9 protein-coding genes are annotated in these 15,464 nt (G+C 65.7%); all 9 read left to right on the top strand.

Annotated features, from left to right (window positions below):
• Nucleotides 1-113: 113 nt before the first annotated feature.
• The 9 genes from ACNQPB_RS18320 (at nucleotide 114) to ACNQPB_RS18280 (ending at nucleotide 15,425) form a co-directional block, all read left to right on the top strand.
• A complete protein-coding gene (locus ACNQPB_RS18320) occupies nucleotides 114-2,855 on the top strand; it encodes a helix-turn-helix transcriptional regulator (RefSeq protein WP_498753850.1) in 2,742 nt (913 codons plus the stop codon).
• Nucleotides 2,842-5,556, top strand: coding sequence for an AAA family ATPase (locus tag ACNQPB_RS18315; RefSeq protein WP_498753849.1), 2,715 nt, complete (start codon nucleotides 2,842-2,844; stop codon nucleotides 5,554-5,556). Before ACNQPB_RS18320 ends, ACNQPB_RS18315 begins: the two co-directional genes overlap by 14 nt.
• Before the next feature lie 542 nt (nucleotides 5,557-6,098).
• The gene (locus ACNQPB_RS18310; RefSeq protein ID WP_498753848.1) at nucleotides 6,099-7,670 is read left to right on the top strand and encodes a sugar transferase; all 1,572 of its coding nucleotides are present in this window, start codon (nucleotides 6,099-6,101) and stop codon (nucleotides 7,668-7,670) included.
• Nucleotides 7,671-7,703: 33 nt separating this feature from the next.
• On the top strand, nucleotides 7,704-8,159 hold the full coding sequence (locus ACNQPB_RS18305) for an FAD synthase family protein (RefSeq protein WP_498753847.1): 456 nt from the start codon (nucleotides 7,704-7,706) through the stop codon (nucleotides 8,157-8,159).
• On the top strand, nucleotides 8,156-9,334 hold the full coding sequence (locus tag ACNQPB_RS18300) for a DUF1972 domain-containing protein (RefSeq protein WP_498753846.1): 1,179 nt from the start codon (nucleotides 8,156-8,158) through the stop codon (nucleotides 9,332-9,334). The genes ACNQPB_RS18305 and ACNQPB_RS18300 overlap by 4 nt, the downstream gene beginning before the upstream one ends.
• The gene (locus tag ACNQPB_RS18295) at nucleotides 9,331-10,152 is read left to right on the top strand and encodes a CDP-alcohol phosphatidyltransferase family protein (RefSeq protein WP_498753845.1); all 822 of its coding nucleotides are present in this window, start codon (nucleotides 9,331-9,333) and stop codon (nucleotides 10,150-10,152) included. Before ACNQPB_RS18300 ends, ACNQPB_RS18295 begins: the two co-directional genes overlap by 4 nt.
• Nucleotides 10,149-10,910: a hypothetical protein gene (locus tag ACNQPB_RS18290; RefSeq protein WP_498753844.1), complete on the top strand. Its 762-nt coding sequence runs from the start codon at nucleotides 10,149-10,151 to the stop codon at nucleotides 10,908-10,910. Before ACNQPB_RS18295 ends, ACNQPB_RS18290 begins: the two co-directional genes overlap by 4 nt.
• Complete coding sequence (locus ACNQPB_RS18285) at nucleotides 10,907-11,839, top strand: hypothetical protein (RefSeq protein ID WP_498753843.1); 933 nt, start codon at nucleotides 10,907-10,909, stop codon at nucleotides 11,837-11,839. The genes ACNQPB_RS18290 and ACNQPB_RS18285 overlap by 4 nt, the downstream gene beginning before the upstream one ends.
• Entirely contained in the window at nucleotides 11,829-15,425 is a 3,597-nt protein-coding gene (locus ACNQPB_RS18280) for a PKD domain-containing protein (protein WP_498753842.1), read from the top strand. Before ACNQPB_RS18285 ends, ACNQPB_RS18280 begins: the two co-directional genes overlap by 11 nt.
• Nucleotides 15,426-15,464 lie beyond the last annotated feature (39 nt).

Raw genomic sequence — 15,464 nt, 5'->3', positions numbered from 1 at the left:
AGTCAGTGCCTTTCCGCAGACTCTACTTACTTGGAAAAGGAGGTAGTACGCTACTCGTTAAGTGGCGTCCGGGCACCGTTCGGCCCTCGCCACCGGACATTGAGGACTGATAAATGTCTAGGGAGACGCAGAGCTGGGGCGATGCTTCGATGGCATTGGAGCATGGCAAGAAGGATGCCGGGACGGACAGCCACATGCAGTGGTCCGTCGCCGCGAGGGGGCGCGAGATGGCGCGGGTCAAGGACGCCCTTGGCCGTCCCGAAGTACTCGGCGTGGTGATCACCGGCGCCCAGGGGGTGGGAAAAAGCTCCATGGGGCGGCTGGTCGTCTCATCCCTGGACAACAACCCATACGTCATTCATTTGCGGAGCGCTTCCACGGGGGAAGGCGCTCCGTACAGCTGTTTCAGCTTCATGCTCGCCAGGCTGCCGCAGAAGTACATGGCGTCGCCCACCGGGATCCTGCAGGGAATCACCTCCCTGATCCGCGAGGACGCCGGCGGGCGGGAGGTCATCCTCGTCCTGGACAATCCCGGCGGCACGGACGAGATGAGTACCGGTGTACTCATGAACATCCTGCTGACTGGTGCTGCCCGGATCATCGCGATCGCCCAACAGCCCAGCGACCTGCCCGTGGACTTCCATTGGTTCCTGCAGGAAGGCAGGCTCGCGGAGGTCCAGCTTGAAACCCTGGGCCACGAGCAGACCGCCGAGGTCCTCGGCACGATGCTCGGGCACCGGATGACGGCTGCCTTGGTCAGCCGTCTGCATACCGCCTCGGGCGGCAATCCCCTCCTGCTCGAGTCCCTGGTCGCCGAGCAGCGTGCGGCCGGCAACCTGGTGCTGCTGAATTCGGTCTGGACCCTGCGCGGCGACCTTGTGATGGAAAGTGCCCACGGCCTCGAAGAAGTGGTCCGGGCGCGGTGGGCCAAGGAAAGCCCCGAAGCGCGCGAGATCGTCGAAATGCTGGCCTGTGCACGGCGCGTCCCGCTGGGCCGGCTCGCCGCGGTCTATGACGCCAAGACCTTGGCTGACATGGAAGATTCCGGGCTCCTTGCCGTGGACGATTCCCCGGAACGCTGGACCTCGCTGCGGCAGCAGTATGTGGCCGACATTGTGCGCTCCTGGCTGACGGTGCCCCGCCGCAGGCAACTGCGGGCCACCTTGCTGGATGGCCAGGAGCCCGATCCGGCGGACATGTCCGAACAGGAAGTCCTCAGCCACGCAGCCTTGTCCCAAGATGCGCAGATGCCGCTCAGCGCGGCGCACGCTCTGGCTGCTGCCGGTGCTGCGGTCCGCCAGTTCGACCCCCTTTTCGCGCTGGACTGCGCCGCAGAGATCCAGCGCAGCGATCCCGAGTGGGTGGCCGGGCAGTGCCGGAAAGCCGAGGCCCTGATCCTGATGGCCGACTATCGCCGGGCTCTCGCCGAGGTCTTGGATGTGACCCGGGAACAGATTGATGCCTTGCCGGCCCTTGAACTTGCTACGTACTTCGCCGCCCGCGGAAACGCCACGCGTTGGGCAGCGGGCCGTGCGGAGGAGGCCAGCAGCGTCATCCGCGAAGCCAGGGACCGCCTGGTTTCCCTCCGGGAGCACGCGTCAGCTGCCCCATCGGCCCAGGAAGAACTCGCCGCGGCTGAACGGCGACTGGACCTGGAGGAATTCGCGCACGCCGCATATATCGGGAACTACACGGAGGTCATCGGGGCCCTGGAGAGCGCCTCCGCGGACCAGGACCCCGGCCATCTGGAGCATAGCCTCGCCTGCGCCGTGATCCTTATCGAGGCCTACTCCGTCACGGGGCGGGAAGTGGACGCGCTCCGGCTGGTCGAATTCGTCGGCCAGAGGATGGAATCGCTTCCGGAAACGCACGGGCTGCGGGACTACTTCCGCCTGGCGGCTTTCTGCGCCCACCTTCAGGCAGGCCAGTGGCGCAGCTGCCTGCGCATGCTGGGTTCCGGGCCCCTCGCATCGCCTTCGGAACTGCAGTACAGGGGCGCGGCGCTGGAACTCGCCGTCGGCCTGGCCAACCTCTTCGCCGGACGCGGGGCCAAAGCCCTGGACTTCCTCCTTCCGGCCGTGGCCCAACTGGAGCACCGCTCCATCATGGGACTGCTCCAGCTTGCCTACGCGGCCACAGCCTTCGCATACGCCCAGCTGGGCGACTCGCCGAATGCCTACAGTTACCTGGCAATGGAGAACGACGCCGGAACTTCCGGATCGTTCCTTTCGAACCGTGCGCAGGAATTCTGCTCCGACATGGCCCGGCGCTGGCTGGGCGAGCCTGAGGCCCGGGAACGGCTCATCTCCGCGGCGCGCGAGGATCTCGCGCATGGCCGTTACACCACCGCCGGACTGAACCTGGTGGGCGCCACGGTCAACGGGCGGGAAGAGGACTTCCGCCTGATGGAGGAAATCGCCGGGCACAGGCAGGGTCCGCTGGCAAGGCTCTCGGCGTTGATGGCCAAGGGCTGCCTGGCGCACAGCCCCCGGATCATGATGGAGGCCGCGGACGTTGCGGCGAGCCTGGAGCTGGACGCGATGGAGGCCCGTTGCGTTGCCCTCGCCCTCGACTACTCCAGGTCCGTCTCGGACCACACCACCCTGCGCCAGGCGCAGGCCAGGCTGGACAGGCTTTCCCAGCTGCTGGTTGAACTGCCCGTCGTGCCGCAGGGCAATGCGCCGCTGCTCACCGAACGTGAACGGCAGATTGCCCGGATGGCCGGGCACGGCGTCTCCAACAGGGACATCGCCAAGGACATCGGAGTCTCTGTCCGCACCGTTGAAGGCCATCTTTACCAGGTTTTTGCCAAGCTGAGTGTGTCCTCGCGACGTGATCTGCTTGGCCTCATTTAGCAGGGGCATCGAAGGCCCTGGCGGCCTCGCCGACGTCAATCCGGTACGGACCCGTCCACTGGTGGGCAGGGACCACGAGCTTGACCTGGCCACGCAGGCCCTGCGCGGCGGGTCCACCGCCGCGGTGCTACTGGTGGCCGAAGCCGGGGCCGGGAAGTCCACCCTGGCCGAGGCAATCGCGGCGGCATTGTCCCAGGAATTCATTGTCATGCGGGTGCACGGAAGCCCGTCCCTTTCGAACGTTCCCTACGGGGTGCTGGCGCCTTACCTGGTGGACCTTCCGGAGGATCCCACCAGTTCCCACATCGCCATCCTGCGGGCCTTCTGGGCCCAGTTCGAGCGGCTCCGCGAAGGCCGCAAGCAACCGCTGCTCCTGCTGGTGGACGACGCCCACGAACTGGACGAGGCCACCGCGAACGTGATCGTGGACCTGATAACCGCCAACTGGGCCAAGGTAGTGGCCTCTGCACGTCCCCGCCCGGGCCTGCCCGCGCCCCTGATGCAGCTTTGGTATGACAGCATGGCCGAACGCATCGACCTCGGGCACCTGGGACGGGGGGACGTGGGCGAAGTCTGCGAAAACCTCCTCGGCGCACCGGTCCTCGCAAGTACGGTCCAGTTCCTCTGGTCGGCTTCCGAGGGAAATCCCCTGCTGCTCACCTGCCTGGTGGAGGACGCGCGTTCGGCAGGCACCCTGGCCAGGCGCAATGGGGTTTGGATCCTGAACGGGGCCCTGGCAACCGACGGCGCAGCCCTTACCGGATTCGTGCGGAACCAGCTGCTGCGCAGGACTGCCCAGGAGCGGGATGCCCTGACACTGATCGCCTTGGCGGAGCCCGTCAGCATGGATGCCCTCGAAGACGACTTCGGCGTGGACCTGCTACAGAATCTCGTGGAGAACCAGCTTCTGGTGGCATCCGGCGGGGGAGACATGCTCCGGCTCCGGCATCCCATCTACGCCGAGGCAATCCGGAGCATGGTTTCGGCTTCCCGGAGCCTGCAGCTGCACCAGCAGCTGGCGTGGCGCCTCGAACAGCATCAGACGTCGGAAGCGGCGTTGCTCCGAAGGGTGATCTGGTCCCTGGAATCCGGGGTGAAGGTTCCCGAGCGCCAGTTGCTCAGGGCCTCGGTGCATGCGGCCCGGACCTTCCAGAACGAAGCCGCAATTTCGCTGGCCACCATGCTGGCGCAGGGTCCCACCAAGGCCCACGCCCAGCTGGCCGCCTCCCGCGCCCATTTCAATGCCGGGCGCTACGCAGAAGCGAGCAAGGCATATGCCGAAGCGGCCCGGGTCCTCTCGGAAACCGTCCGCACTGCCGAAAACGGCAAGGCCGGCAGGCGGAAATGGACCGGCGGCGCCGCGTTGCTGCACTCCTTGCTGGAAAACTTCCTGCAATCGGGCAACGGCAACGGAACCGGCAGGATATCCGGCCTTACCGCGCGTGAAAACGAGGCCGGGGAGCTGATGGCCAGGCTCCTGTCGCTGGACGTTTCCGGGGAATTCGAAGAGCTGGCGAGCTTGCTTGATGCCCCTGAGACCGCTACCGCAGTAGGCGACGACGGCGGCCCGGCACGGGCATTCCTCCTCGCCCTTCGTGCGGATGTGCTGCGTGCCAAGGGGGATCCCGTCCAGGCGCACGGCGTCGCGCAACAGGCGGCAGCCTACGTGGACATGGATCCGGAGGAGTTGTTCTTCTATTCCGAGTTCGTCCTGTACCGGAAGGTGGCCGCAGCCCTGGACGCCGGCGACTGGGTCGGTGCAGAGGAACATCTGGCAGCCTATGAAGCGGAATCCGGTGCCGGCCTGATGACATTCGGGGGCACTGTCCAGTACTTCCGCGGGCTGTCCCGGCTGCGCCAGGGCCACCACGGCGAGGCGTTCAAGGTGCTGCGTCCCGCCGTCGAGATGCTACGGCTGAATGATCCGCAACAGGTGCTGGCTCCGGCAACCGCGATGGCGGCCTACGCCGGCGTCCGTGCCGGTGAGACGGGCGCGGCGCGGGCCATGCTTGACGCCTTCGGCGACACCATCCGCCGCGGTTCCGGGCCCGACGCCCTCCTCGCGCCGGTCTTCGCCGCCGCCGCAAAGGAAGCCCTGGGCCGCGACGGCACAGGCATCCAGAGGCTCCAGGACCTGGTGGCGGGTGAGGCCGGCGGGCTCCCGGCCGGCGTCGAACTCCAGGCGCTTTCGCTCTGGTTGGAGCTGGGCAGTTCGACGGCCGCACAGCGGACCGTGGAACACGGCGGCACCATGAGCGGCACTTGGGCGTCGGCCTGGACGCGCTTTGCCACGGCCCGCGGGAGCAAGGACATCCGGACCGTGCTGTCCTCGGGGGACTACCTCCGGGCGCTCGGCCAGATGCGGCTCGCGCGCGACTGCTACTCATTGGGGCTGTCCTTGTCCGAAGGCAGCGGGGACCGGGCCGCGGCACGGCAGGCGGCGGCAGGCAAGGAAGCATGCGACCACGCCCTCGGGGAGAAGAGGAGCACTCCTGCCGCGGAGCTGCCCACACCGGGGACCGTGCAGCTGACGCGCCGTGAACGGGACATCATCGCCTTGGCCGCATCGGGCCTGAGCGACCGGCAGATCGCCGACAAGCTGATGGTGTCCGTGCGAACCGTTGAAGGCCACCTATACCGCAGTTATGCCAAGCTGGGCATCCGGAGCCGCGAGGAACTTTCCGCGGCCGGCAACCTCTAGCAGGCGGCTACTCAGATCCCTGAGACCCCAAACTGAGTACTTCAGGAGCGGTCGAGTAGTTATTCAAGCGAATTGACTAATTGGAATGAGTACAGCCGAGTAATGCTCGTTCCGTCCCCTCTTGAACTGAGTACCTGAACCGCGGCTCCGGCCCTGTATGGCCTTTGAAGTCGAGTAGTGGCTACGGATGTGCCGCGCTGCTCCAGACGGTTGACTGAATTCAGCCACTGGAAAACAGCCAAAAAGGGTCTCACGATGCGCCAGCTACCAGCCCGACTCGACGATCATGTGTCGTTGACCGCCGTGCTGGAAGCGCGGGCGCTGCCAGCGGTTACGCACCGGAGTTTGCGGTGCGCTGACGATGGGGGGCGGCCGGCCGAAGAGTCCGGCCGTGTGTCCGGTCCATCGCTTATTTCCGGTTTTTTCTGGCGCCGTCCGCCTGGGTCCGGCTGCGCCCCAAAGACGGAGCCGGCGGCGTTAGAGTCTTCTGAGACCAAGGCTCTACCCCCAGCCGCCGCCGGCTCCCTGAACTTGGTCTCGGCATGAGCGCCATCGACGACTTCCACGCACGCACGGTCAACCACTCCGCCTACTGGCGCCAAACCGGCTCTGCGTCCCTGAAACCCCACCTTCCGCACCGGACGGCATGGGATCCTGCGCTGCTTGCCCCGGCGACGTCCGTGGACTCCGGGACACCCTGGGCCAAGCGATACCGGCGCTTCCTGCGCATTACGGACATTGCGATCGTGCTGCTCACGGTGGTGGCCGCCTACACCTTGCGTTTCGAACCCGCCAGCGCCCTGAGTTCTTCCTCGGGCACCTCATACCTGATCGTCAGCGGCGTGATCCTGGTGGTCTGGGTGCTCGCCCTGGAGGTCTACCACACCCGCGATGACAGAGTCCTGGGAATCGGTTCGGACGAATACAAGCGGGTGCTGGACGCTACCATCCGGGTCTTCGGCGGCATGGCGATCCTGATGATCGTGCTGGATGTCGATGTGGTGCGCAGCTACTTCGCCCTCGCGTTGCCCGCCGGGGCGTTCCTCCTGGTGCTGAGCCGCTGGCAATGGCGCGCGTGGCTGAGCCGCCAGCGTGAATTCGGCCACTACCTTTCCAAAGTGCTGGTGGTGGGTGAGCGGAGCGACGTCGAATACGTGATCCGGCAGTTCGGCAAGGTCTCCGGCGCTGCCTACGAGGTGGTGGGCGCGGCCCTGCCGGGCATGGAGGCGGGCAGCCGCCTCCAGCTTTCTGCCAGGAGCATCCCGGTGATGTGCGGGCTCGACGCCGAGGAGGTGGCGGAAACCGCGCAGCGCGCAGGGGTGAACTCCGTGGTCGTCGCAGGTACCCTGCCGGGCGGGCCGAAGGCCATCCGGGAGCTCGCCTGGACCCTCGAGTGCACCGACGCCGGCCTGGCCCTGGCCTCGAGCCTGACCAACGTTGCCGGACCCCGGATCCACTGGCGGCCGGTTGAAGGCCTCCCGCTTATGCATGTGGAACTGCCCCAGTTCACCGGCGGCAAGCATGTGCTCAAGCGTGCGGTGGACATCATGGTTTCCGGAGCGGCGCTGCTGCTCCTGCTTCCGTTGTTCGCCGTCCTGGCCCTGATTGTTTCGCGTGACAGTTCCGGTCCCGTGTACTTCAAGCAGGAGAGGGTGGGCCGGAACAGCGAGCGCTTCATGATGTACAAGTTCCGCTCGATGGTGATCACTGCCGAAGAGGACCTTGCCGGCCTGGCGGAGCTGAACGAAGGCTCCGGGCCCCTGTTCAAGATCAAGGATGATCCCCGGGTCACCCGGGCGGGACGCTGGCTGCGCAAGTACTCCTTGGATGAGCTTCCGCAACTTTGGAACGTGCTGCGCGGCGACATGAGCCTGGTGGGGCCGCGGCCTCCGCTGCCCTGCGAAGTGGACGGCTACGAAACCCACGCCCGCAGACGGCTGCTGATCAAGCCCGGCATCACCGGCCTCTGGCAGATCAACGGCCGCTCGAACCTGGACTGGGACGAATCCGTCCGCCTGGACCTCTACTACGTCGAAAACTGGTCGCTGACCGGCGACATCATGATCCTTTGGCGCACCGCCAAGGTGGTCCTGAAGCCGGTCGGTGCCTACTAGCGGGACCGCCTTACTGGAAGGGGTGCTTGCATCATGGGTCTCAGAATCGGATACGCGCCGGGCGCCTTCGACCTGTTCCACGTGGGTCACCTGAACATCCTCAAGCATGCCAAAAGCCGCTGCGACTATCTGATTGCAGGAGTTGTCTCCGACGAGATGCTGGAATTGGTCCGGGGCAGGGCAGCCGTGGTTCCGCTCGCCGAACGGATCGAGATCGTACGGAACATCGGCTACGTTGACATGGCCTTCGCCGAAACCGTGCCGGACAAGCTCCAGGTCTGGGAGCAACTGCATTTCAACCTGTTCTTCAAGGGTGACGACTGGAAAGGCACTCCCGAAGGGCTGCGGCTCGAAGAGGCCTTCGGGAAAGTGGGTGTCGAAGTCGTTTACTTCCCGTACACCGTGCACACTTCCAGTTCCGCCCTGCGCGCAGCCCTCGAATTGATCGGAGAGCAGCCAAACCGGCGCACCGCCTGGAGCCGGCCATGAGCGGAATGCGGATTGCGATGCTGGGAACCCGGGGGGTGCCGGCCCGGTATGGCGGCTTCGAAACGGCCATTGAAGAGATCGGCCGGCGCCTGGCTGCCCGCGGCCATGAGGTTACCGTGTACTGCCGGCACAGCAACGGAAACCCGGAGGAGGACCCGCACGAGTACTTGGGCATGAAGCTGGTCTTCCTGCCCGCGCTGCGCAAGCGCGCACTGGAAACACTCAGCCACACCGGGCTCTCCGTCACGCACCTGATCGGGCGGCAGCTGCGCGGCCGCAGTGATGCCGCCATCGTGTTCAACGCCGCCAACGCGCCGTTCCTGCCCCTGATCCGCGCCGCCGGGATCCCCGTGGCCACCCACGTGGACGGGCTCGAATGGAAACGTGCAAAGTGGGGTCCCGCGGGACAGAAGTACTACCTGCGCATGGAGGCGCTCGCTGTCCGGTGCTCGGACCTGCTGATCGCGGACGCGGTCGGCATCCAGGACTACTACCGGGAAAAGTTCGACGCCGACACTGTGTACCTCGCGTACGGCGCCCCCATCCGGTCCGGGGGCGGGTCCGCGAAGCTGGCCGAACTCGGCCTGGAAGAGCAGGGCTACCACCTGGTGGTGGCGCGCTTTGAACCCGAAAACCATGTGCACCTGATCGTGGACGGGTATGTCCGCAGTGCCGCGAAGACGCCGCTGGTGGTCGTTGGCTCGGCGCCGTATTCGGATGAGTACACCCGCACGGTCCATGCCCTGGGCGACGAACGTGTGCGCTTTGTGGGCGGGGTGTGGGACCAGGAACTGCTGGACCAGCTTTACGCCAATGCGCGCATTTATTGGCACGGGCACTCGGTAGGCGGGACCAACCCGTCGCTGCTGCGCGCCATCGGATCGGGCACGGCAACCAACGCCTTCGACGTCGGTTTCAACCGCGAGGTGCTTTCCACCGCCGGCCGCTACTTCAGCAGCCCGGACGAGGTGTCCGCGCTCGCCGACGACGCCGAAAGCGGGGAAGGGCTCGCCGAACGCGGCGAATTGGCCCGCGCCTTCGCGCGCCGCTACGACTGGGACCACGTCGCCGACGGCTATGAGCAACTGTGCCTGGACCTCGCCGCCAAGCGCGGCCGGCGGACCAATCCCAAGCGGGCAACAGCCAAACACGGAACAGCGAGGGTAGTGCGGTGAGCGTCAAAGCGGTCTCCGGCGTCGGGGGTTCCCCGGCGTTCCGCAGCGCCCTCGTCCGCCTGGGCGGGGCGCAGAAGAACGCTGCGCGCAGCGCACCGGCCTACTCGCGTTACGTCAACCGCCGGCTGGGGCGCTACCTTGCCGCGCTGGCATTTGCGGCCGGCCTCTCGCCGAACGCGGTGACAGGGATCAGCGCCGTGTTCACCTTTGCGGGAATCGTCTTGCTCATTCTGTTCCCGCCGTCGCTGTGGCTCGGCGTCGCGGTGGCCCTGCTCCTGGCCACCGGCTACGCCCTGGATTCCGCGGACGGACAGCTTGCCCGCCTCACGCGGACCGGGTCTCCGGCGGGGGAGTGGCTCGACCACATGGTGGACTCGGTCAAGACATCCGTGCTTCCGCTCGCCCTGGTGGTGGGTCTGTACCGCTTCGACGCCGTTCCGCTCCTGGTGCTGCTGGTACCGCTCTCCGCGGCAGTGGTCTGTGCGGTCCTGTTCTTCAGCATGATCCTCACTGAACAGCTGCGCCGGCAGCGCGGCGTCGAGTCTTTGGCCGACGATGCCCGCCGGCCTTCCTGGGTGCGCTCCGTCATGGTGGTGCCCATGGACTACGGATTGTTGTGCTGGGTCTTTGTGCTCTACGGGGCAGTGCCGGTGTTCATCACTGTGTACACCGTGATTGTTGCGGCGACGGCAGCGTTCCTGGTCTTGGCGTCCGTCAAATGGTTCCGGGAGCTTTCCATGCTCCCCGAAGCGCCGCATGGACGACACCTCCGGGAACCTGTCCCGGAATCTCTGCCAGATGCTGGGGGTCAGCGATGAACAATTCCTCACGTTCCGGGCCGGCGCCCGGAAACGGAGCCACCCGGCGTGCCGGGCCACGGCTTCGTGCGGCGCTCCTGGTCGCCGCACTCGCACTTCCCGGTACCGTCGTTGTCGTCTGGGCTGCCAACCAGCCCGGACCCACAGGCGGAACGCCCTCAGCGGCAACCGTCCCCGACGGCACCGGGAGCCCGACGTCGGGCCCCACGAGCGCGGTTGTCCCGCCGTCAGGAACGGCGACCGCGTCCGCGGGGCCGTCGAAGGCTCCCTCCCCGAAGAGCAGCGCGCCGGCCAAGGACCCCGCGCCGGTTCGCCCCGGAAACAAGACGGAGAAGGAACTGGCTGCAATTCCCCAGCCGGTCGCCGCGCCAGTACCTTTGAGCGAGAAAAAGGCGGTCAAGAGCGGAATCACTGCCACCATCACCGATCTTGAAGCCGTGGCCGGGGAAGCCAAGGGCATTGGCGAGATCGCCGGCCCGGCGGTGCGGTTCAAAGTCACGGTCAGCAACGGCACCAAGGCGGCTGTGCCGCTCGACACGGCGGTTGTCAACGTCAGCTACGGCAGCAGCGACATCCCGTCCGGCAAACTCAGCGGCCCCGGAGCGACCGAATTTCCCTTGTCCGTTGCCCCCGGCGGCAGCGCCTCAAGCGTCCTCGTCTTCGCTATACCTTTGGACCAGAGGAATGATGTCCGGATCTACTTGAACTTGGATGCCCTTACGCCGATAGCAGTGTTTGAAGGGCAGGCTCCGCGATGACCGGCATCATCACCAGGCCTTCGAGGCCTGAGACGGGACGGACCGGAGCCCACCGCGTCGGGAAGGAACTCCCCTTTGCCTCCTACGCAGGGCTGGCCCGGCTAAGGCTGCGGAACCTGCTGGTGCGTGGCAGGGCCACCGGCACTGCCGACGTCGTGGTTTCGATGACCACCCACGGGGCGCGGATCGACACTGTGGCGGTAGCCCTCGAATCGATCGCCCGCGGCGAGATCAGGCCACGCCGGCTGATCCTCTGGCTGGATGATCCGCGGCTCATGGACTCCGAGCCCGCTGCATTGCGCAGGCTGCGGCGCCGCGGCGTGGAGGTCCGGCTCAGCGGTAATTACGGACCCCACACGAAGTACTATCCCTACGTTTCGGCGCCTGAACTGGAGGGCTACCCCTTGGTGACTGCCGACGACGACGTCCTCTATCCCTCCAACTGGCTCCGGGTGCTCCTGGAGGCCAACCTGGCCCACCCGGACATGATCCATGCCCACCGGGTCAGCATGATCGGCGTCAACAACGGAAGCATCACGCAGTACGAGGTCTGGGGATGCCGCCGCGACACCAAACCCGCCTTCAGCAATTTCGCTCTGGGAGCCTCGGGTGTGATCTATCCGCCGGGCATGCTGCGCGAACTGCGCCGCCGGGGCGCGCTTTTCATGGACGTCTGCCCCGGCGCAGACGATATCTGGCTCCACTGGGTGGCCCTGCGCGCCGGCATTCCGGTGCGCCAGGTGCACGGGACCGCGCGGAATTTTCCCATCATCCCCGGCAGCCAACACGCACCGTTGAACGAACTCAATGTGGACCTGCACCGAAATGACCATTGGATCCGGGGCCTGTACTCCACCACTGACATCGGCATTTTGGCGGCATCTGGCATTACAAGCACTCATCAAGGCAGGGAAAACCATGTCTATTAAGGAATTGCCGGTTACCGGCGCCACGCCCCCGGGCAAGGGACCTTCTCCTGTCCTTGGCGGAAGGCGGGGCAAGAAGTACTTGGTGCGCAGGGCCATGTCCTTTGCCACCACGGCTGCCATGATGGCGGCTTCACTGGTCCTGGGGGCGTCGGCCTCGTTCGCGGACAGCGATCCGGTGAATCCCCTCAATCCTGCGACACCTCCGACGGTAACCGCGGATGCGCTCCCGACCGTGCAGGTGGACGGGGTGGTTTGGAAGCAGACTGTGATCGGAAACAAGGCCTATGCGGTGGGCAGCTTCTCCAACGCGCGGCCTGCAGGAGCAGCTCCGGGCACAAACCTTGTGCCCAAGGCGAATATTCTCGCCTATGACATCCGGACCGGGGTGCTCGACGCCACGTTCAATGCCAGCCTGAATGCCCAAGGCGTCACTGTCGCGGCTTCCCCTGACGGATCACGCTTGTACGTTGGCGGATCATTCACGCAGGTAAATGGAACCCCGCAATCGTACGTAGCGGCGCTCAACCCGACGACCGGGGCGTTGATCACTTCCTTCAACCCGTGGGCGACTTCGCGTGTCACGGCCATCGCCGCCACCGGCAGCACGGTCTATCTGGGCGGGTGGTTCAACGCCCTCGGCTCGGTTGCCCGTCCAAAATTGGCCGCGGTGCAGGCCAGCAATGCCGCCCTCCTTCCGTGGAACCCCCAGCCCGCCGGCGGCGATGTGAACGCCATGGTGCTTTCCCCTGATGCCTCGAAGGTGCTCGTGGGAGGGAGCTTCACCTCGGTCAACGGCTCCACCAACCCCGGCTACGGACTGGTCGCCCTCGACACGACCCAAGGCAACGTGCTTCCATGGGCCGCCAACACCCTGATCCGCAACGGAGGGACGCAAGGGGCCATTCTCAGCCTCGACTCCGACGCCACGAACGCCTACGGCACCGGGTACACCTACGGCAGGGCCGGCGGGTCCCTTGAAGGGACGTTCTCGGCCAACTGGAATGATGGCTCGATCAAATGGATCGAAGACTGCCACGGCGACACCTACGGGATCTACCCTTCGCAAACCGCCGTCTACACGGTGAGCCACGACCACTACTGCGGCAATATCGGAGGATTCCCGCAGACCGAACCTGGGTGGACCTACCACCGCGCCCTCGCCTTCAGCAAAGCAGCTACCGGAACCATTACGCGGGAACCGTATGACTACACCAACTTCGCAGGGAATCCCTCGCCCGCCCTCCTCCAGTGGTACCCGGAGCTCCAATGGGGCACTTTCACCGGCCAGGAACAGGCTGCCTGGGCGGTGACCGGCAATGATTCATACGTGATCCTTGGCGGCGAATTCCCGTCCGTCAACGGAACACCCCAACAGGGCCTGGTGCGCTTTGCCGTGAAGACTTTGGCGCCAAACACGAGAGGCCCGCAAATCGTCGGGGCAGCTTTCAACCCCACCGTCTTTTCGCCGGCCGCGGGAACAGTCCGCATCAATTGGCAGGCGAACTGGGACATGGACAACGCCAACCTCACGTACGAGGTGAACCGTGACGGCGACACCACCCATCCGATATTTGTGGGAAGTCTCTCCTCGAATTTCTGGAACCGGCCGTCCATGGGCTTCACGGACACGGGTCTGCAACCCGGGAGGACCTACGGGTACCGTGTCTTCGTCCATGACAGCTCGGGAAACTTCGCCCGCTCTGAGACGGTGAACGTCACTGTCGCCTCCAGCGGCACGCTCAGCCACTACGCCTCCGAAACCTGGGGGAACGGCGCGACGAACTACTGGCGGCTCGGCGAAACCGGAGGCACCACTGCTGCAGATGCGGCGGGGAACCTCCCGCTGCTCACCGGGGCCGGGGTGACCTGGGGCGCTGCCGGCGCCATCCAGGGCGACGGCAACACCGCGGCGAACTTCTCCGGGGTGTCCACGGGAGTGGCCCGGACCCAGACCACGATATCCGGGCCGAACACCTTCACCCTCGAAGGCTGGTTCAAGACGAGCACTCTGCTTGGTGGCAAGATCCTGGGCTTCGGAAACAGCACCGGGAATTCGGGCAGCTACGACAGGCACGTCTACATGGACAACCTCGGCCGGCTCTGGTTCGGCGTCAATCCCTACGGCGTACGGACCACGCTCAACACAACGACCAGATACAACGACGGAAGATGGCACCAGGTCACCGCAAGTCTCGGGACTGGGGGCATGGCCCTTTACGTGGACGGCCAGAAGGTTGGACAACGTACGGACGCCACGTCCGCACAGGTGTATTACGGTTACTGGAAGGTCGGCGGCGACAACCTCAACGGTTGGGCGTCTGCGCCAACGAGCCGCTACTTCAACGGCTCCATTGACGACGTCGCGATCTATCCTTCCGTGCTCAGCGACCAGGAGATCCAGAACCACTTCCTGTGGGCCACAGGTGGAGGCAACGAGTCTCCCACCGCTTCGTTTACGAGCTCCGCGGCGGACCTCCAGGTATCCTTCGATGCGTCCGCGTCGGCCGATTCCGACGGGACCATAGCTTCCTACAGTTGGGACTTCGGGGACGGCACGCCAGCGGGGTCCGGCGTGACGACGGCGCACAGCTACGGGGCGGCCGGTACCTACCAGGTTCAGCTGACGGTCACAGACGACAAGGGAGCAACGGGCACGGCGACTAATTCGGTCACCGTCACCGCACCCAACCAACCACCCGTGGCGTCCTTCACTGCGTCGGTTGCATCGCTGACGGCGACGCTGGACGCATCCGCATCGTCGGACCCTGACGGGACGGTTGCTTCCTACAGCTGGAACTTCGGCGACGGAACCGCTGCCGGCACGGGGGTGACGACGTCCCACACCTACGCGACCGCAGGAACCTACAGTGTCACTCTGACCGTGACTGACAACAAGGGTGCGACGGGCGTGATCAGCCACGACGTTACCGTTGTAGCGCCCCCCGGAATCATTGCCCAGGACGATTTTGCCAGGACGGTTACTTCCGGTTTCGGCTCGGCGGATGTGGGCGGTCCGTGGACCGTGGGCGCCGCCGGTACCAGCTATTCGGTCACCCCGGGAACCGCCCGGATGGTAACGGATGCCGCAGGCCAGTCCACGGCCTACCTGAACGCAGTGTCCTCCCAGGCCAGCGATCTCACGGTCAAAGTGGCTGTGGACAAGCGGCCCGACGGCGGCGGCTACTTTGTCTCACTGATCGGCCGGAGGGTGGGCACGAACAACGACTACCGGGCAAAGGTGTGGATTTCCGCAACCGGCCAGGTGACCTTGTACCTCGTCCGGGTGGTGGGGGGAGCCGAAACGACCCTCACCAGCTACGTCGTTCCCGGCGTGACAATCAATGCCGGAGACCAGCTCCAGATCAGGCTTCAGGTATCGGGAGTTTCGCCGACGGTGCTCCAGGCCAAGGCCTGGCGTGCAACGGACCCGGAGCCGGCTGCGTGGGCGTCGACATTCACGGACGCCACTGCGGGCGTCCTCCAGGCGAGCGGATCGCTGGGTCTGCTGGTCTACGTTTCGAGGACATCCACCGTAGGAATCGTCACTTCCGGTTTCAGCTCATTCCTGGTCCGCGAGGCCCGGTAGGAGCTCTGACCCATCCCGGCTACTGAACTCCTGAGGGGG

It is taken from the genome of Curtobacterium sp. LFS079 (assembly GCF_047977865.1).
In the GTDB taxonomy this organism is placed as follows: domain Bacteria; phylum Actinomycetota; class Actinomycetes; order Actinomycetales; family Micrococcaceae; genus Arthrobacter.
The sequence above is the reverse complement of the archived record's forward strand: the minus strand, read 5'-3'. Positions and strand labels throughout refer to the sequence as shown.

Coding starts and splice junctions, on each gene's coding strand:
- ACNQPB_RS18320 (WP_498753850.1), top strand. CDS start 114: ATGTCTAGGGAGACGCAGAGCTGGGGCGATGCTTCGATGGCATTGGAG.
- ACNQPB_RS18310 (WP_498753848.1), top strand. CDS start 6,099: ATGAGCGCCATCGACGACTTCCACGCACGCACGGTCAACCACTCCGCC.
- ACNQPB_RS18305 (WP_498753847.1), top strand. CDS start 7,704: ATGGGTCTCAGAATCGGATACGCGCCGGGCGCCTTCGACCTGTTCCAC.
- ACNQPB_RS18300 (WP_498753846.1), top strand. CDS start 8,156: ATGAGCGGAATGCGGATTGCGATGCTGGGAACCCGGGGGGTGCCGGCC.
- ACNQPB_RS18290 (WP_498753844.1), top strand. CDS start 10,149: ATGAACAATTCCTCACGTTCCGGGCCGGCGCCCGGAAACGGAGCCACC.
- ACNQPB_RS18285 (WP_498753843.1), top strand. CDS start 10,907: ATGACCGGCATCATCACCAGGCCTTCGAGGCCTGAGACGGGACGGACC.
- ACNQPB_RS18280 (WP_498753842.1), top strand. CDS start 11,829: ATGTCTATTAAGGAATTGCCGGTTACCGGCGCCACGCCCCCGGGCAAG.